The sequence below is a fragment of the Acetobacter lovaniensis genome, assembly GCF_014207635.1.
Lineage (GTDB): Bacteria > Pseudomonadota > Alphaproteobacteria > Acetobacterales > Acetobacteraceae > Acetobacter > Acetobacter lovaniensis.
Map to the genome: position 1 here is coordinate 209415 of NZ_JACHIE010000002.1, position 18181 is coordinate 227595.

General features: G+C 61.5%; 14 protein-coding genes. 8 read left to right on the top strand and 6 right to left on the bottom strand.

The window, feature by feature from the left end; genetic code table 11:
* Positions 1–4 precede the first annotated feature (4 nt).
* Positions 5–1003 (top strand): class II fructose-bisphosphatase, encoded by a 999-nt coding sequence (glpX, locus tag HNR55_RS04205; protein WP_166111769.1) that lies wholly within the window; start codon positions 5–7, stop codon positions 1001–1003.
* A gap of 18 nt (positions 1004–1021) precedes the next feature.
* Positions 1022–2857: a single-stranded-DNA-specific exonuclease RecJ gene (gene recJ / locus HNR55_RS04210; protein ID WP_166111772.1), complete on the top strand. Its 1836-nt coding sequence runs from the start codon at positions 1022–1024 to the stop codon at positions 2855–2857.
* 231 nt (positions 2858–3088) lie between these two features.
* On the opposite strand, the gene rpoH is transcribed toward recJ, so the two are convergent.
* Positions 3089–3973 (bottom strand): RNA polymerase sigma factor RpoH, encoded by an 885-nt coding sequence (gene rpoH, locus HNR55_RS04215; protein WP_166111775.1) that lies wholly within the window; start codon positions 3971–3973, stop codon positions 3089–3091.
* 320 nt (positions 3974–4293) lie between these two features.
* Entirely contained in the window at positions 4294–5271 is a 978-nt protein-coding gene (locus HNR55_RS04220) for an RluA family pseudouridine synthase (RefSeq protein ID WP_242005448.1), read from the bottom strand.
* 225 nt (positions 5272–5496) lie between these two features.
* Between HNR55_RS04220 and HNR55_RS04225 the strand changes: the two genes are divergently transcribed.
* Positions 5497–6546: a FecCD family ABC transporter permease gene (locus HNR55_RS04225; protein ID WP_166111781.1), complete on the top strand. Its 1050-nt coding sequence runs from the start codon at positions 5497–5499 to the stop codon at positions 6544–6546.
* Positions 6543–7337, top strand: a complete 795-nt coding sequence (locus tag HNR55_RS04230) for an ABC transporter ATP-binding protein (RefSeq protein ID WP_166111784.1) — start codon at positions 6543–6545, stop codon at positions 7335–7337. Before HNR55_RS04225 ends, HNR55_RS04230 begins: the two co-directional genes overlap by 4 nt.
* A 6-nt stretch (positions 7338–7343) precedes the next feature.
* Here the strand turns inward: HNR55_RS04230 and HNR55_RS04235 are convergent, their stop codons facing one another.
* Positions 7344–8810 (bottom strand): protein adenylyltransferase SelO, encoded by a 1467-nt coding sequence (locus HNR55_RS04235; protein ID WP_166111787.1) that lies wholly within the window; start codon positions 8808–8810, stop codon positions 7344–7346.
* 264 nt (positions 8811–9074) lie between these two features.
* On the opposite strand from HNR55_RS04235, the gene HNR55_RS04240 reads away from it, so the two are divergent.
* The 4 genes from HNR55_RS04240 (at position 9075) to HNR55_RS04255 (ending at position 14603) form a co-directional block, all read left to right on the top strand.
* Positions 9075–10178, top strand: coding sequence for a branched-chain amino acid aminotransferase (locus HNR55_RS04240; protein WP_166111790.1), 1104 nt, complete (start codon positions 9075–9077; stop codon positions 10176–10178).
* Between the two features lie 158 nt (positions 10179–10336).
* Entirely contained in the window at positions 10337–13153 is a 2817-nt protein-coding gene (gene polA, locus HNR55_RS04245) for a DNA polymerase I (RefSeq protein ID WP_166111793.1), read from the top strand.
* Between the two features lie 3 nt (positions 13154–13156).
* On the top strand, positions 13157–13780 hold the full coding sequence (locus HNR55_RS04250) for an SCO family protein (RefSeq protein ID WP_166111796.1): 624 nt from the start codon (positions 13157–13159) through the stop codon (positions 13778–13780).
* 58 nt (positions 13781–13838) lie between these two features.
* Positions 13839–14603, top strand: coding sequence for a lysophospholipid acyltransferase family protein (locus HNR55_RS04255; protein WP_166111799.1), 765 nt, complete (start codon positions 13839–13841; stop codon positions 14601–14603).
* 6 nt (positions 14604–14609) lie between these two features.
* Here the strand turns inward: HNR55_RS04255 and ppk2 are convergent, their stop codons facing one another.
* From ppk2 to HNR55_RS04270, 3 genes are all read right to left on the bottom strand, one after another.
* Positions 14610–15527 carry a polyphosphate kinase 2 gene (gene ppk2 / locus HNR55_RS04260; protein WP_166111802.1) on the bottom strand — a complete coding sequence of 306 codons (918 nt, stop codon included), beginning with the start codon at positions 15525–15527 and terminating at the stop codon, positions 14610–14612.
* A 70-nt stretch (positions 15528–15597) separates the two neighbouring features.
* The gene (locus HNR55_RS04265; RefSeq protein ID WP_166111805.1) at positions 15598–17211 is read right to left on the bottom strand and encodes an inorganic phosphate transporter; all 1614 of its coding nucleotides are present in this window, start codon (positions 17209–17211) and stop codon (positions 15598–15600) included.
* A gap of 144 nt (positions 17212–17355) precedes the next feature.
* Positions 17356–17937: an LOG family protein gene (locus HNR55_RS04270; protein WP_166111808.1), complete on the bottom strand. Its 582-nt coding sequence runs from the start codon at positions 17935–17937 to the stop codon at positions 17356–17358.
* Positions 17938–18181: the final 244 nt, after the last annotated feature.

Consider the following 18181-nt stretch of genomic DNA (forward strand, 5'->3'; position numbering starts at 1 on the left):
TCTCATGTCTGATTCTATTGGCCCCTCTCCTTTCGTTGTTTCCGACCGCAATCTGGCTCTTGAGCTGGTGCGCGTGACCGAAGCGGCGGCCCTTGCCTCTGCCCGCTGGACGGGCCGCGGCCGTAAGAACGATGCAGACGGTGCCGCGGTGGAAGCCATGCGCATTGCCTTTGACACCGTGGCCATTGATGGCACCGTGGTCATTGGCGAGGGCGAAATGGACGAAGCGCCCATGCTCTATATTGGCGAGAAAGTGGGCTCCGGCGGCCCGGCCATGGACATTGCCGTGGACCCGCTGGAAGGCACCAACCTGTGCGCAAAGGACATGCCAAACGCCATTACGGTGGTGGCACTGGCCGAACGCGGCAACTTCCTGCACGCACCCGATGTGTACATGGACAAGATTGTGGTTGGCCCCAACCTGCCCGCAGGTGTGGTGGACCTTGAAAACACGATTGAAACCAACCTGAAGAACCTTGCCAAAGCCAGAGGCAAAAGCGTGCAGGACCTGCTGCTGTGCACGCTCGACCGCGAACGGCACGAGGAAATGATTGCCCGCGCCCGTGCAGCCGGTGCCCGTGTGCGCCTGCTGAGCGATGGCGACGTAGCCGGTGGCATTGCTGCCTGCCTCGATAGCAGTCAGGTCGATATTTACGTCGGCTCCGGCGGTGCGCCCGAAGGGGTGCTGACCGCCGCCGCCGTGCGCTGCGTGGAAGGCCAGATGCAGGGCCGCCTGCTGTTTGAAGATGATGCCCAGCGCGAACGCGCCCAGAAGATGAACCCCGGCAAAAACCCCGACCGCAAGCTGGACCTGCATGATATGGCAGCAGGCTCGGTGCTGTTCTCGGCCACTGGGGTCACCACCGGTGCGCTGCTGCGCGGCGTGCGGCAGTACCCGCATCAGGCGGTGACGCACTCGCTGGTCATGCGTTCCAAATCTGGCACGTCCCGCTTTATTGAAGGGCACCACAACTTCAAAACCAAAACATGGACGCCGCAATAACAGGCGTTTTTTAACCCCATGCTCTCGACCGCATCACCAGAGGGGGCGCACGCCCCCACCCCGGCCGCAACACCAGCCGTGCTCAATGTGGAGCACAGCGTGAACGCACGACGCTGGTCCTGGCGGGAGGGAGCAGACAACCCGACCACCAACCGGCTGGGGGCCGCACTGGCCCAGCAGCTTGGCATACCCGAAATTGTGGGCCGCCTGCTAGCCATGCGCGGAGTCAGCCCCGAGCATGCACCGCATTTTCTGGCCCCCACCCTGCGCGCCCTTATGCCCGACCCGTCCTGCCTGACGGATATGGACAAAGCCGCCGCCCGCATGGCGCAGGCCGTACAGGCGGGGGAAACCATAGGTATTTTTGGCGATTATGACGTGGACGGCGCATGCGCCAGTGCCGTGCTGGCCGCTTTTTTTGAACAGCTTGGCTGCTCCGTACTCACCCATATTCCCGACCGCATGACCGAAGGGTATGGCCCCAACCTGCCAGCACTTGAGGCCCTGGTGGCCCAGGGCGCCAAACTGCTGGTCTGTGTGGACTGTGGCACAGCCTCTGCCGATATTCTGAACCAGCTTGCAGGCAAGGTCGATGTGGTGGTGCTGGACCACCACAAGTCGGAAGATGCCCTGCCAGCCATTCTGGCCACGGTTAACCCCAACCGGGCGGACTGCTCATCGGGTCTTGGGCATATCTGCGCTGCGGCACTGAGTTTTCTGGCCACTGTTGCGACCAGACGCACCCTGCGCGAGAACGGTTTTTTTAACGCAAACCACCCCCAGCCCGACCTGCGCCCCCTGCTGGACCTTGTTGCGCTGGCCACGGTGTGTGACGTCATGCCCCTGCAAGGGGTCAACCGCCTGTTTGTGGCCGAGGGGCTAAAGGTTATGGCGGCCCGGCAGCGTGTAGGGGTTGCCGCCCTGCTTGAAATTGCAGGTGTCAGCAAAGCGCCTGATGCGTTTTCGTGCGGGTTTGCGCTGGGGCCGCGCATTAATGCGGGCGGACGCATAGCCGAAGCCGCACTTGGCCTGCGCCTGCTCCGCTGCCCGGATGTGCATGAAGCAAAGCAGATGGCCGAGCGGCTGGACGCCGTCAACCGCCGCAGGCAGGATGTGGAAGCCGATATTCTGGACCGCGCCATGGAGCAGGCCGCAGAGCAGAAGGACGCTGGCCACGGCGTTATTCTGCTCGCTGGCAAGGACTGGCACCCCGGCGTCGTGGGGATTGTGGCAGGGCGCATAAAAGAACGCTTCAACCGCCCCGCTCTTGTTGGCGCGCAGCAGGAGGACGGAAGTATAAAAGGCTCTGGCCGCTCGGTTGCCGGGCTGGACCTTGGTACGGTCATTATTGCCGCACGTCAGGCCGGGCTGCTTAAAACGGGGGGCGGGCACGCCATGGCTGCGGGCTTCTCGCTCCATGCAGACAGGCTGGCGGAGTTCCACTCTTTTCTCGATACCCGCCTGCCACAGGCGGCGGAACTGCCGCCCACCGTGGACCTGACCATAGATGCCGTTGTGGCCGTAACCGGGGCCACGGCAGAACTGGCGACCGACATGGCAGCCCTGGCCCCCTTTGGCGCAGGCAACCCCGAACCACTGATTGCACTGCCCAATGTGCATATTGTCCGCACCGACCGCATAGGGCGGGACAGCAACACCCTGCGGGTGCTGATCCGCGCCAGCAATGGCAGCAGGCTCAAGGCACTTCTGTTCAAGGCGGATAACAACCCGCTCGCCGTTGTGCTGGAGGATGCAACGCGCCCCGCCCTGCATCTGGCAGGCTACCTGCGGGCAGAAAGCTGGAACGGGCGCACGGACGCCACATTTTTTGTTCAGGACGTCGCCCGCGCCTGAGCGGCCCTCCCCTGTGCTGGCACAGGGTGACACAGGGTGACACACCACGCACCAGACATAATGACACCAGATACGGCTTGTGGCTTGTGGCTTGTGGCTTGTGGCTTGTGGCTTGTGGCTTGTGGCTTGTGGCTTGTGGCTTGTGGCTTGTGGCTTGTGGCTTGTGGCTTGTGGCCCCACATGCCCCCCGCATTACTGTGTGTAAAGCGGGTGCGAACACCACAGGGGGGATTATTCCCCCTGTGCGGCGCTGCGACGGGCTGCGATTTCCTGCTTCATGGCGTCCTGCACTTTTTCGAACGCGCGCACTTCAATCTGGCGCACCCGCTCGCGGGAAATGCCGTAGTCATGGGCGAGTTCTTCCAGCGTTGCCGGGTCATCCTTGAGGCGACGTTCGGTAAAGATGCGGCGTTCACGCTCGTTCAGGGTTTCGAGTGCTGTGGCAAGCAGTGCCTTGCGACCCGACATTTCCTCATTTTCGGCGTAAACTTCTTCCTGATTAACCTGATCGTCCACCAGACGGTCCTGCCACTCACTTTCCTGATCCGCTTTAAGCGGGGCGTTCAGGCTGTGGTCAGGTGCCGCCATGCGGCGGTTCATGTCCACCACATCCTGCTCGGACACACCAAGGGATGTGGCGATCTTGTTGACCTGTTCGGGCTGGAGGTCACCATCATCAATCGCCTGCATCTGCCCTTTAAGGCGGCGCAGGTTGAAGAACAGCTTTTTCTGGGCCGCCGTTGTGCCCATTTTGACCAGGGACCAGCTATGCAGGATGTATTCCTGAATGGCAGCGCGGATCCACCACATGGCGTAAGTAGCCAGCCGGAAGCCTTTTTCGGGGTCAAAGCGGCGTACGGCCTGCATCATCCCCACATTGCCTTCGCTGATCAGTTCATTGATCGGCAGACCATAACCCCGGTAGCCCATGGCAATCTTGGCAACCAGACGCAGGTGGGATGTCACCAGCCGATGGGCTGCCTTGACATCCCCCTGATCGCGCCATTTGCGTGAAAGGGTGAGTTCTTCTTCTGGCGTAAGCAGGGGATATTTGCGAATTTCCTGAAGGTACCTTGAAAGATTGCCTTCAGGCCCAACATCAATGACGGAAGCCATGATTTGAGTACTCCTTCCTGAGATGGAAACTCCCTCGGATGCATTTGGTTCCTGTTCCGTTAACAGGTGCATCCAGACTTGCAGCGGCGAGTCCCATTACCCGATGGAAAATTACGACGGCCCTTGCATCTACCCTCGACATGAGCAGCAGAGACCAAAGACCCCTTCCCGCTTTACGGAAAAGTGAGCGGTATGAACCCAGAAGGTGCGCCTGAAAAATACACCCTGTCAAGAAAACAGGTGTGGATGGTAGCAAAACTGCCACAGTTAGAAGACCATAGCGGTCCCCTTTAACGCAGACTCGGAGCGGCCCTGCGCCATTACGAATCGCTCAGGGCCTGTTCCAGTTCCTGCATGTCGAGCGGCATTGGAGTTTCAAACAGCAGGTGTTCGCCCGTTCTGGGGTGGGTAAAGCCCAGCCGCGCCGCATGGAGCGCCTGACGGGGGAAGTCCAGCCCGGCTCCCTTGCCCGCCGGGGACAGGCCGCGGGCCGCGGCAGGCACGCGCCGCAGGTAGAGCGGGTCCCCCATAAGCGGGTGGCCATTGGCCGAAAAATGCACCCGGATCTGGTGCGTGCGCCCGGTTGCCAGCTTGCACGCGACAAGGGCGGCCGAAGCACTGAACACCCTGAGCGTGCGGTAATGGGTCAAGGCCCATTTGCCACCATGGGTAACCTGCGCCATGCGTTTGCGGTCGCGCTTGTCGCGGCCTATTGCGCCTTCATAATCCCCCTCCGCAGGGGTGGGTACCCCCCAGCAGAACGCCAGATAGGCACGGTCTATGCGGCGGGCGGCAAAATCATCCGAGAGCGCCAGATGCGCTTTTTCCGTTTTGGCAACCACCATAACGCCCGACGTATCCTTATCCAGCCGGTGTACAATGCCGGGGCGGCGCTCCCCGCCAATGCCCTTAAGGCTATCGCCGCAATGGGCGATCAGGCCGTTGACCAGCGTCCCCGTCTCGTTCCCCGGTGCGGGGTGGACCACCAGCCCGGCGGGCTTGTCCAGCACGATCAGGTCGTCATCTTCATACAGGATGTTAAAATCCATGGCCTCGCCCTGCGGGGTGGCGGGGGCTGCGGCGGGCAGGTCCAGCACCACCACCATTCCTGCCCGGACCGGCGTGGCAGGTTCACGCAGCACCACGCCATTGCACAGGAGGTTCCCGCCCTCGATCAGCCCTTTAATACGTGAGCGCGAAGGGGCTCCGGGGCAGGTGGATAAAAACCGGTCCACCCGCTCGCCCGCCTGCGCGGCCTCCACCGTAAAGGCCAGCGTGGTGCCGTGGGTAGGGGCCAGGCCGGGCGCGGCTTCGCCTTGAGGGGGAACTGTGTGTGCCAAACCCGTTTGTCTCATTCACGCTTACTGGGTGGAATTGCGTGTACAAAGCCTGCTTGCAGGCCGTGCGTCAAGCAGCAGGATAAACCACCAGCCCTGCCTGCGGCATGGTCTGCGCATCTTTTGGTGTGTCCATACGCCGTGCCCCCTTGCCCTGCGCCATATACGGCGGAATAGTGTGCGGGTATGACCCACTACCCCGCCATTGCCCGCTCCTACCAGACCGCCCTGCGCCACCGCAGCCTTGTACTGGCCGGGCTTGTAGGCGTGCTGGCCTTGTCTGTCCTGCTGGATTGCGCGATGGGGCCAGCCGAGCTTTCCCCCACAACAATACTCCATGCCATTTTTGCCCCTGCCGGAGTGGATGAGCAGACAAGCCTGATTATCTGGCAGATCCGCCTGCCCTACGCGCTTATGGCGGCCTGCGTGGGGGCTGCACTGGGGCTGGCAGGGGCGGAAATGCAGACAATTCTGGCCAACCCGCTGGCCAGCCCGTTTACGCTGGGCCTGTCCGCCGCCGGGGCGTTTGGCGCATCCCTTGCCATTGTGCTGGGCTGGCACGTAGCACATGTGCCCGACATGTGGCTGACCGCGGGGAGCGCTTTTGTCTGCGCGGCCCTGTCTGTATGGATTCTGGACATGCTGGTACGGCTGCGCCAGGGCGGTACGGGCACGGTTATCCTGTGCGGGGTGGCACTCGTGTTTTCGTTTCAGGCGTTGGTTGCCCTCATGCAGTTTGTGGCGAACGAGGACACCCTGCAAAATCTGGTGTTCTGGACCCTTGGCAGTCTGACCCGCGCAACATGGGGCACGCTTGGCCTGCTGGCCGGGGCTCTGGCCTGTATCCTGCCATTTTCGCTCCGGGCCGCATGGCCACTTACCACCCTGCGTATGGGGGAGGACCGGGCCGCAAGCCTTGGGGTGGATGTGCCGCGCCTGCGCCGCGCGGCCTTGCTGCGCATAAGCCTTTTATGCGCGCTGGCCGTAGCCTTTGTGGGAGTTATTGGCTTTATCGGGCTGGTGGCCCCCCATATCGCCCGCCGCCTTGTGGGGGAGGACCACCGATTTTACCTGCCTGCCAGCCTGTTGAGCGGGGCGTTCATTCTCTCCCTCGCAGCCCTTGTCGCGCGGGTGCTGGTGCCCGGGGTTGTGGTGCCAACAGGTATTGTAACCGCTCTGGTGGGCATACCGTTTTTTCTGGTCATTGTGCTGCGCCGTGGGGAAGGGTTGCCATGACTGCCCCTGTGCCAGCCGGGCTGACACTGCATAACCTGACTGTGCGTTACGGGCGCAAATCCGTACTCTCTGAACTGGATGCAGGGCCGTTCCCCCACGGGGCGGTCTGTGCCGTTCTTGGCCCCAATGGCAGCGGCAAATCCACCCTGCTGCGCGCTACAGGGGGGCTCCTGCACGCCACAGGCACACTCATGCTGGATGGGGTGGACCTTACCCCCCTGCCCCGGGCCCAACGGGCGCAGCACTGCCTGTACCTGCCCCAGACCCTGCCAGAGCCCGTGCGCCTGAGCGTGCTGGATGCCATGCTGGCCGCCCGCCACGCCATAGGCAGGCAGGGCAACACCAGCACGGCAGCGGACATAGACGCCGCCATGGCCTGTCTGGCCGATGTGGGCATTGCCCAGCTTGCCACGCGAAGCCTGCATGAACTCTCCGGCGGGCAGCGCCAGCTTGCTGGGCTGGCGCAGGCCCTTGGCCGCAAACCCCGCGCCCTGCTGCTGGATGAACCCCTGAGCGCGCTTGACCCGTACTACCAGCAGACCGTTATGGCCCTGATCCGGCGTGAGACCGCACAGCGTAATCTGATCACCCTGATTGTGCTGCATGACCTGAACATGGCACTCAACCAGTGCGATCTGGCCTGCCTTTTGCACAATGGCCATATTCTGGCCTACGGCCCTCCGGCGGAAGTTTTAACCCCCGAACACCTGCGCACCGTGTACCGGATTGATGCACGGGTGGATACAGGGCGGGACGGGCAACGCTTCATCAGCACCGCAGGTGTGGTGTAACGCCCCTTACGTGCCACAATAGGTATAGGGTACCACCTCGTCAGGTGTGGGTGGTGCTGTGTAGCCTTCCATGCCCGGCTGCTCCACATAAGGGGTGGCCAGCACGCTCAGCATTTCCCTGAATGGTGCGTAATCGTGCTGTTTTACGGCGGCCTGAATCATGGCCTCCACCTTGTGGTTGCGTGGAATATAGCACGGGTTGACCTGCTGCATGGCGCTGGCACGGGCGGCATAGTCCGCACTCCCCTGCTGCGCCACACGGGCGCGCCAGCGGGCCAGCCACGGGCTGGTACTGGCAGGCAGCCCGGCTGGCAGGCCGGGACCGCGCAAAGCCTCTTCATGACTGAGAGCGCGGAAGGTGTTGGTCATGTCCATCTTTTCCGCCTCCATGTGGTCCAGCAGGGTTTTGAACAGGGTTTCATCCCCCTCATCATCCCCCACCAGCCCCAGCTTTGCGCGCATGCCAGCAAAATAGGCTGCATGAAAATGCAGATGGAACGCCTCCAGCGCCTGCTGGGCCAGACTGATGGCCTGCCCATCCTCCTCCGCCAGCAGAGGGAGCAGGGCCTCGGCAAAACGGGTCAGGTTCCACAGGGCTATGGTCGGCTGGTTGGTATAGGCGTAACGGCCACGCTTATCTATGAAGCTGAACACGGTGGCCGGGTTGTAGGTGTCCATAAAGGCGCAGGGGCCGTAATCTATGGTCTCGCCCGATATGGCCATGTTGTCGGTGTTCATGACCCCATGAATAAAGCCGACCAGCATCCACTGCGCCACAAGGGCCGCCTGCGCCGCCACCACAGCCTGTAGCAGCGCCACATAGGGCTGCGCGTCCTGTGCCGCCTGCGGGTAAAGACGGGCAATGGCGAAATCGGCCAGAGCGCGCAGGCCCTGCGTGTCCTGCCGGGCGGCAAAGAACTGGAACGTACCAACGCGGATATGGCTGCGCGCCACACGGGCCACAATGGCACCGGGCAAGGGTGTTTCACGGTAAACGCGCTCACCCGTTGTCACGGCGGCCAGCGCGCGGGTGGTGGGGATGCCAAGGGCTGCCATGCTCTCGCTCAACAGGTATTCGCGCAGGACAGGACCAAGGGCGGCCCGGCCATCCCCACTGCGTGAATAGGCTGTGGGGCCGGAGCCTTTGAGTGCAATTTCGCGCATATGCCCGTTGCGGTCCTCAACCTCCCCCAGAAGCAGGGCGCGGCCATCCCCCAGCTGAGGGGAAAAATGGCCGAACTGGTGCCCCGCATACACGGTTGCCAGCGGGTCCATGCCCTGTGGTATCTGGTTGCCTGCCAGCATGGCCAACCCTTGTGGCCCGGCCAGCCATGCCGCATCCAGCCCCAGTTCTGCGGCCAGTGGCATGTTCAGGGCAATCAGCTCAGGCCGGGCAACCGGGGTGGGCTGCGTGCGGGTATAAAAGCTGGAGGGCAGCGTTGCATAACCCTGCCGGATAGAAGAATGAGGCATTGTTACACCACCTTGCAAAAAAGCTCTGACACTCTGGCGCGGGGCTCCAGCCCTGCCGCAGCCGCACAACACACAGGAGCGGACCACATACGCCATGGTTTGCACCTGTCTGGCACAGACACGGCGAACATGATAGGAAAGAGCTTAACCGGGCCACCGGAAGGCTGCCTTATGGCATGCCTGAAGCAACAGAATGAACCCGTACAATCGGAGCAACCAGGCCCCTGGTCCCCACACCAGCGCCGCGGAAAACGCGAGAACAGCATGACCACCGTAGCCGACAACATTGCCTTCAAGATCACCCGCAAAACGGATGGCACCCCCGCCGCCGAGCGTGAAAGCCTGGTCGCCAACCCCGGTTTTGGCCGCGCTTTTACCGATCACATGGCTGTTGTTACCTATACGGAAGGCAAAGGCTGGCATTCGGCCGAAATTCTGCCCCGCCAGCCGCTCATGCTCGACCCCGCCGCCTCCGTACTGCACTATGCGCAGGAAATCTTTGAAGGCATGAAGGCTTACCGCGCCCCCAATGGCGGCGTGCAGCTCTTCCGCCCCGAAGCCAATGCCCGCCGGTTCCAGAAATCGGCCGAACGCATGGCCATGGCCGAACTGCCCGAAGACCTGTTTCTGGAAGCCGTGACCCAGCTGGTCAAAATCGATCAGGACTGGGTTCCCGCACCCGAGGTGGGCACGCTTTACATCCGCCCCTTCATGATTGCGACGGAAGCAGCCCTTGGGGTCAAGCCTGCCTCCGAGTTCAAGTTCATTGTCATTGCCTGTGCGGCGGGGGAATACTTCTCCAAGGATGCCGGTCCGGTTTCGGTCTGGGTGGAAACGGAAACCGTGCGCGCCTCCCGCGGGGGCACGGGCACAGCCAAATGCGGCGGCAACTACGCCGCCAGCCTGACCGCACAGATGGAAGGCAAGCACCACGGCTGCCAGCAGGTTCTGTTTCTGGACGCGGAAGAACGCCGCTGGCTGGAAGAAATGGGCGGCATGAACGTGATGATGGTGTTTGAAGACGGCACCCTGCTGACCCCCCCGCTGGAAGGCGGCACCATTCTGCACGGCATTACGCGTGACAGCCTGCTGACACTGGCGCGCGATGCGGGGCTGAATGTCAAGGAAGAGCGCTACGCGCTTGACCAGCTTTTTGCCGATGCCAAATCCGGCAGACTCAAGGAAGTGTTCGCCTGCGGCACGGCGGCTGTTGTGTCCCCCATCGGGGCGTTCAAGAGCAAGACGGATAGCTGCACCATCAACAACAATCAGGTGGGTGACGTCACGGCAAAGCTGCGCCAGAAGCTGTGCGACATCCAGTTTGGCCGCGCGGCTGACCCACATAACTGGATCAGCACCGTAGCGTAAGGCCACCTCAGGGCACCCTGCTCAGACACCCCGGTCTTTGCCGGGGTGTTTTTGTCCAGCCCCCCGGCAGAGATGCTGGACAGACCGGCCCAAGCGGCATATCCCCAGAACATGCTTGCTTTTTTACCCGCCCTCCCCTGCACACGGTTCCCCCAGCCATGACCAACACGCCGCATCTGGTTCTTGTGGATGGCAGCGGCTTTATTTTCCGCGCTTTTCATGCCCTCCCCCCCATGACCAACCCCGAAGGGGTGCCGGTCAATGCGGTTTATGGCTTTACCAACATGCTGGCCCGCCTGCTGCGCGACCATGTGGGCACGCATCTGGCCGTGCTGTTTGATGCAAGCCGCCAGACCTTCCGCTCCGAAATTTACCCCCAGTACAAGGCTCACCGCCCCGAACCACCGGAGGACCTGCGCCCCCAGTTCAGCCTGATCCGGGATGCCACGCAGGCTTTTAACGTCCCCGGCATAGAACTGCCGGGCTGGGAGGCGGACGACCTGATTGCCTCTTACGCAGTGGCCGTGCGCAAAATGGGGGGCACCTGCACCATTATTTCCTCCGACAAGGATCTGATGCAGCTTGTGGGGCAAGGCGTGTGCATGCTTGACCCCATCAAGCAGACCCCCATAGGCCCGGTGGAAGTGGAAACCAAGTTTGGTGTCCCGCCCGAAAAAGTGGTGGATGTGCAGGCCCTTATGGGCGACCCGACGGATAACGTGCCCGGCGTGCCCGGCATTGGCCCCAAGACGGCCTCTGCCCTGATTAACGAATTCGGCACGCTGGAAAACGTGCTGGCCAGCGCCCCGGACATGAAAAAATCCAAAAAGCGGGACATGCTGATCGAGCATGCACAGGCGGCCCGCCTTTCGCTCCAGCTGGTCACACTGGCAACGGACGTACCCCTGCCCGTACCGTTAGAGGAACTGGCCACGCGCGAGCCGGACACGCTGGTACTGGCCGACTGGCTGGACAGCATGGGCTTCCGCTCCGTCATGTCCCGCATGGGTATGGGCAGCCCGGCTGGCGCACATGCCCACCGCGCCGCCCGTGCCTCCGCCCATGCCAGCGCAAACGGGCAGGACACCCCCAACCCGGCCCAGACAGCCCCGGCCCAATCCACCGGCCCGGCCGACCTGCTGAGCACGCCCTATGCGGAGTACGAAACCGTGCGTACCGCCGAGGCCCTGCAAAAATGGGTCAGCATGGCGCAGGAAGCAGGTGTATGCGCCGTGGATACGGAAACCGACGGGCTGGACCCGCTGGCCGCCAGCATGCTCGGCTTTTCCCTTGCCACCGCGCCCGGCAAAGCCTGTTACGTGCCCGTGCGGCACGAGGGCACGCTGGAAGCCCTGACCGGCGAACAGCTTGACGCCACACAGGCGCTGAATCTGCTGCGCCCGCTGCTGGAGGACAGGAGTGTTCTCAAGGTCTTCCAGAACGCCAAGTTCGACCTGCTGGTGCTGGACCACGCAGGCATAGACCACACCAGCATTGCGCCGGTGGATGACACAATGCTGATCTCCTACAGCCAGTCTGCCGGGCTGCATGGGCAGGGCATGGATGAGTTGTCTGCCCTGCACCTCAACCACACGCCCATAACGTATGACAGCGTAACCGGCACGGGCCGTAACCGTATTCCCTTTGCCATGGTGCCGGTGGAAAAAGCCACCACCTACGCCGCCGAGGACGCAGACGTCACCCTGCGCCTGTGGCATGTGCTGCACCCCACCTTGCGCACCAACAAGGCTCTGGCCCTGTACGAGCAGGTGGAGCGCCCTCTGGTGCAGGTGCTTGCTACCATGGAAAAAAACGGCATTGCAGTGGACCGCGCGGAACTGACCCGCCTTTCCGCCGATTTTGAAAGCCGCATGAAAAACATGGAACAGGGCATTTACGCCGCGGCTGGCCGGGAGTTCAACATTGCCTCCCCCCGCCAGCTTGGTGAAATCCTGTTTGATGAAATGGGACTCAAGGGCGGCAAACGCGGCAAGGCCGGGGCGTGGAGTACGGATTCCTCCGTATTGCAGGACCTCGCCGATCAGGGCCACGACCTGCCGGTACGCGTGCTGGAATGGCGGCAGCTTGCCAAGCTCAAATCCACCTATACGGATGCCCTGCTCAAGCTGACCAGCAAGGAAAGCCGGGTCCATACCTCGTTCCAGATGGCCATTACCACCACGGGCCGCCTGTCCTCCTCCGACCCGAACCTCCAGAACATTCCTGTCCGCACGGAGGAAGGCACACGCATCCGTCAGGCATTTGTGGCCCCGGCCGGGCGCAGGCTGATCTCGGCCGACTATTCCCAGATCGAACTGCGGCTGCTGGCCGATGTGGCCAACATTCCCACCCTGCGTGAAGCCTTTGAACTGGGGCAGGACATTCACGCCCGCACGGCCTCCGAAGTGTTCAACATCCCGCTCGAAGGCATGGACGCCCTGACCCGCCGCCGCGCCAAAGCCATTAACTTTGGGATTATTTACGGCATTTCCGCCTTTGGGCTGGGCAAGCAGCTTGGCATTCCCGCAGGGGAGGCCAAAAGCTACATAGATGCCTATTTTGCCCGTTACCCCGGCATCCGGGATTACATGGAGCAGATCAAGGCCGAAGCCCGCACCAACGGCTATGTCATGACCCCGTTTGGCAGACGCTGCTATGTACCGGGCATTCATGAAAAAAGTGCCGTGCGCCGCCAGTATGCGGAGCGGCAGGCCATTAACGCCCCCCTTCAGGGTGGTGCTGCGGACATTATCAAGCGCGCCATGGTGCGCCTGCCCGAAGCGCTGAAGGCCGCAGGGCTGGACAGCGCACGCATGCTGCTACAGGTCCATGACGAACTGCTGTTTGAAGTGGATGCAGAGCAGGCCAGTGCCGTGGCCGAAAAAGCCAAGGCCATTATGGAAGCAGCGGCACAGCTCAAGGTGCCGCTGGTAGTAGAAACAGGCATTGCCCAGAACTGGGCGGAGGCACACTGACCCATGACACCCGCAGGAAAACGCATTGCCCTGATCAGTGTGGGTATTCTGGCTCTTGCCGGGGGCGGTAGCCTGCTGGCCACCAAGCTGGCACTCAGGCACAGCATTACCCTTAATTCCTACGGTAACCCCGTTGGGGGCTCCTTCCGCCTGATGGACGCCACAACCGGCACCATGACGGACAAGAGCTTTCAGGGCCGGTGGATGCTGGTGCTGTTCGGGGCGACCCATTGCGGGCAGGACGCATGCACCCCTGCCCTACAGGCCATGTCCGCCGCCATGGATGAGGTTGATCCGGGCAAGCGCAAGATGGTTATTGTTTTTGTCAGTCTGGACCCCGACCGGGACGATGCCGAGCGCCTGCGCCAGTATGGCGAGAGCATAAGCCCCCGCGTGGTGGCTGGCACGGCAGCCCCTTTTGCTCTGGCTGATCTGGCGAAGGAATACCATGCACCGGTTGAAAAAATGAGTGACCCGGAATGGGATTATGCCATGCGCATGTCCCCCCTGTTTGTGGTCATGGACCCGCAGACACGCTACCGGGGCACCATAGATGCGCAGGCTGACAAAGCCAGTATGACCGCAAACCTGCGCCAGATCATGGCGGCGGATGCTCCGGCCCCCTGATCAGGCTCCCCCGCCTTAACTTCTGTTCTGTGTTCCTGCAGGTCTGTTCCGTCGCCCCATGCCGCTATCCCCCTCCGCCATAAGTGCTTCGGCGCGCTTTTATACCTCCCTGCTGGTAACAGGAGGGGTTTTTGTGGTGCTGGACGCAGGGGCGTTCGTGCTGCGCCATACCATGCCCGAAGGGGCACGCCGCAGGCGTGTGGCCCGGCGCTGGCTGTGCACCATGGCCAAGATGGCCGTAAGCTACCTGCATGCCGCCGGTATTCTGGACTGTGACATGGCGGAAGTGGCGGCCATTGCCCAGCGCCGGAACCTTGTACTGGTTGCCAACCACCCTTCCCGGCTGGACTGCCTGCTGCTGGCCGCGGCCATGCCGCATATGGTGTGCGTGACCAAAGCCTCCATATGGGAGCGGGGCGTGCTGGGCAGCACTCTGCGCACCGCAGGCTATGTGCGGCACGATACGTTGCTCAGGATTATTGGCCCGGCATCCCAGGCATTGCATGAAGACTGCCAGCTTCTGCTGTTCCCCGAAGGAACACGCTCCCGCGCTGGCGCAGAGCCCGGCCCGGTGCAGCCCGGCTTTGCCGCCATTGCCCAGCGCACACGCTCGGACGTGCAGGTGGTGCTGATAGAAACACCATCACCCTATCTGTCACAGGGCTGGCCGTTTTTAAAACGCCCTCCCCTGCCCATGCGCTACAGTATAAAGCTTGGACCGCATTTTGCCGCCCCCAAACGGGACGAGGCCAGCGGGCGGGCCCTGATTGAAGCCGTGGACAACTGCTTCAGGTCCTCCCCGCAGGGCGGGGAGGGTTTTTGAACACGCCTAGTAGATTTCTGGAATAATCATGTTTCCAGGTGTAGGCAGGCGTTCATAGTCCGCATGATGCACACGCGGGGGTAGGGCGACCTCGGGGTGAGACACAGGCTGGTAAGGCACCTGTGCCAGAAGATGGTTGATGCAGTTCAGCCGTGCGCGCTTTTTATCCACCGCCTGCACAACCCACCACGGGGCCTCGGCAATGCTGGAGCGCTCGAGCATGGTTTCCTTGGCTTTGGTGTAGGATTCCCACCGGCGGCGGCTCTCCAGATCCATCGGGCTGAGCTTCCACTGCTTAAGCGGGTCTTCTATTCTGGCACGGAAGCGGGCTTCCTGCTCATCATCCGTGATGGAGAACCAGTATTTGACAAGCTGGATGCCACTGCGCACCAGCATGCGCTCAAACTCTGGCACGGAGCGGAAGAACTCCTCGTATTCCTCATCCGAGCAGAACCCCATGACCCGTTCCACACCAGCACGGTTGTACCAGCTACGATCAAACAGAACGATCTCGCCCGCAGCGGGAAGCTGGGCTACGTAACGCTGGAAGTACCACTGTGTTTTTTCGCGGTCTGTGGGAGCGGGCAGCGCAGCCACACGGCAGATGCGCGGGTTGAGCCGCTGGGTAATGCGCTTGATCGCCCCACCCTTGCCTGCGGCATCGCGCCCTTCAAACAGCACCACCAGACGGTGGCCTGTTTCCTTCACCCAGTCCTGCAAACGCACCAGTTCGCCCTGCAGGCGGACCAGCTCGCTAAAATAGGTGTGGCGGAAGCCGCGGTCAGACACGGAGGCCTCACCCCCCAGTCCCTCTTCCTGCAATTCGAGTTCGATCTCTTCATCCAGATCGTCAATGATCTCCTGCCGGATACGCTCGCGTTCACGCTCGGCGGCAGAAAGGCTGTTCACATTGGCATCAGACATGATCTTGCCTTCGCAGTTTGGCAGAAACAGTGTCTGGCGTGGTGCATAACCACGCCAGAGCGGCGGTTTTTTAGAAAATGTGGCGGAACACCACATACAGCACGCCACTGATCAGCATGGCGGCAGGCAGGGTGGTAATCCATGCCATGCCCATGGCACGCAGGGTGCCCCACTGCAAGCCACCACCACCGGCAGCCATTGTGCCAGCCACACCGCTGGAGAGGATATGCGTGGTGGAAACCGGCAGGCCATACCCTTCGGCCAGACCAATGGTGCCCATGGCCACGAACTCGGCGGAAGCACCCTGAGCGTAGGTCAGGTGGCTTTTGCCAATTTTTTCACCCACGGTCACAACAATGCGCTTCCAGCCGACCATGGTGCCAAGACCCAGAGCAACGGCCACCGCAATTTTAACCCACACAGGAATAAAGCGTGTGCCTGCGTTAAGCTGCTTCATGAACTTGGCGAGTTCGCTGTCTTCTTCCGCGCTAAAGCTTGTTCCCTTGCCCATGTTGTGAATGGCTTCCGCCACCAGATACATGTCGGTACGCACGTTGGGTACGGTTGCTGCGGGGATTTCGTGCAAGGAGTGGTACCCACTTACGGCCTGCGCAATATCAGCCGACAGGACGGAGAGTGCGGCATACACTTCTGGGCGGGCTACGGATTTGACGCGCAGCGCATCTGTTACCTGCGCGCGGGCTTCTTCCGCCGTGGGCTGCCTGAGCATGGGCTGGGCATGCACGTCAAACACATGGGCGGCCTGCTGTGCGGTTTCCACAAAGCCGGGCATCATGCTGTCAGGCATGGCGCGGTTCAGGGCGTAGGCGGTAGGCGCAGCACCAATCAGGATCAGCATGATCAGGCCCATGCCCTTCTGCCCGTCATTGCTGCCGTGGAAGAAGGAAACGCCCGTGCAGGTGCCAATCAGTAGACCACGGATCCACAGAGGAGGCGGGGCATCGCCTTCAGGCGCACGGTAGAGGGCGGCATTGCGCACCACCACCCGCAGCACCATGAACAGGCCCGCGGCAAGAATAAAGCCACACAGGGGGCTGAACAGCAGGGCGGAAAACACCTTTTTAACCTGCATCCAGTCCACGCCATACAGCGCGCTGCCAGAAGGCGACATAAGCTGATTTGCAAGACCCACACCCAGAATGGAGCCAACCAGAGCGTGGGACGAACTGTTGGGAATACCCAGCGCCCATGTAGCCAGATTCCACACAATGGCGGACAGCAGCAGGGCAAAGATCATGGCATGGCCAGCACCACTGCCCACCTGCAGGATCAGTTCCACCGGCAGCAGCGTTACAACACTATACGCCACCGCCCCCGATGAGGTCAGAACCCCAAGCAGGTTCCACATACCAGACCAGACTACCGCAACCAGTGGCGGCAGGCTGTTGGTGTAAATAACAGTGGCGACCGCATTGGCCGTATCGTGAAAACCGTTTACGAATTCAAAGCCCAGAGCAATAAGCAACGCCAGAGCCAGCAGGGCGAAGGCCCCGGTTGCTATGCCACTGGTACCAACAGCGTGCAGGTCAGCCAGCACGCTGTAACCAACAAACGCCAGAGCTGCTGCAATCACTCCCAAAAAGAACATGCGGAAAGCCTGATGCTCCCCTTTACGCATATTCGGACGTCCTCCAACCGGAGAACTCAGCATTGTATCTGACATGAAAGCACCCTGCGCAGAAAAAGATGAGCGCAAGATAAAACTCTTTTTATTCAGGTTGCGTTAAGAAATTGTGAAACAAAAATCCCTTTCCCATCAACTCTATAATCTAAATATCACCCCTATTGGTGCAGTATTGAAACAAATTCAGCGCTCATCCTGCGCAATCCATTTTGTTTCCTGCGGGGGGTGCCATTGGGCCAGCCCGTCCAGCAGGTCTTCGGGTGTCTGGCCAACCTGCAAAATGGCTCTGTGCGCGGGTTTAAGAAAACCTTCCGCCACCACGTGGTCCAGAAACGTGCCGAGCGTGCTGTAAAACCCGTTGACATTCAACACACCGCAGGGTTTGGCGTGGTTGCCAAGCTGGGTCCATGTCCAGACCTCGAACAGTTCCTCCAGAGTGCCAATGCCGCCGGGCAGGGCAATAAAGGCGTCGGACATATCCGCCATAAGGGCTTTGCGCTCGTGCATGGACCCTACAATCCGCAGGTCCTCCAGCCCGTTATGCGCCACCTCCCGCGCGACCAGTGCCTGCGGGATAACGCCCGTAACCTGCCCGCCACCAGCCAGCACGGCATTGGCCACAGCCCCCATAAGCCCGACCGAAGCCCCCCCATACACCAGCCCTATGCCGCGCCGGGCCATAAGCAGGCCAAGCTGCTCTGCCGCATGCCGGTAAGCAGGCCCACGCCCGGCACTGGAACCACAAAAAACACAAATCCGTCGCACGACCGCTTATTCCCCCCGTAAACCCCGGTGCATGATGCGCCCATTCCGCCCGCGCACGCACAGGTGCGGGGGCGAACATACAACAGTGTCGTTTTTTTCATGCCCCGGATAAGGGGACAACCCTTTCCAAACTGCAACAAGTGGGAGTAGCCTACCCCCTGCTTACACCGAGAGGCTTGATATAACAGAATAACTTTTCGCCAACGCCCATTGCGGACGCCAAAACAAAAACAATAAAAACAGA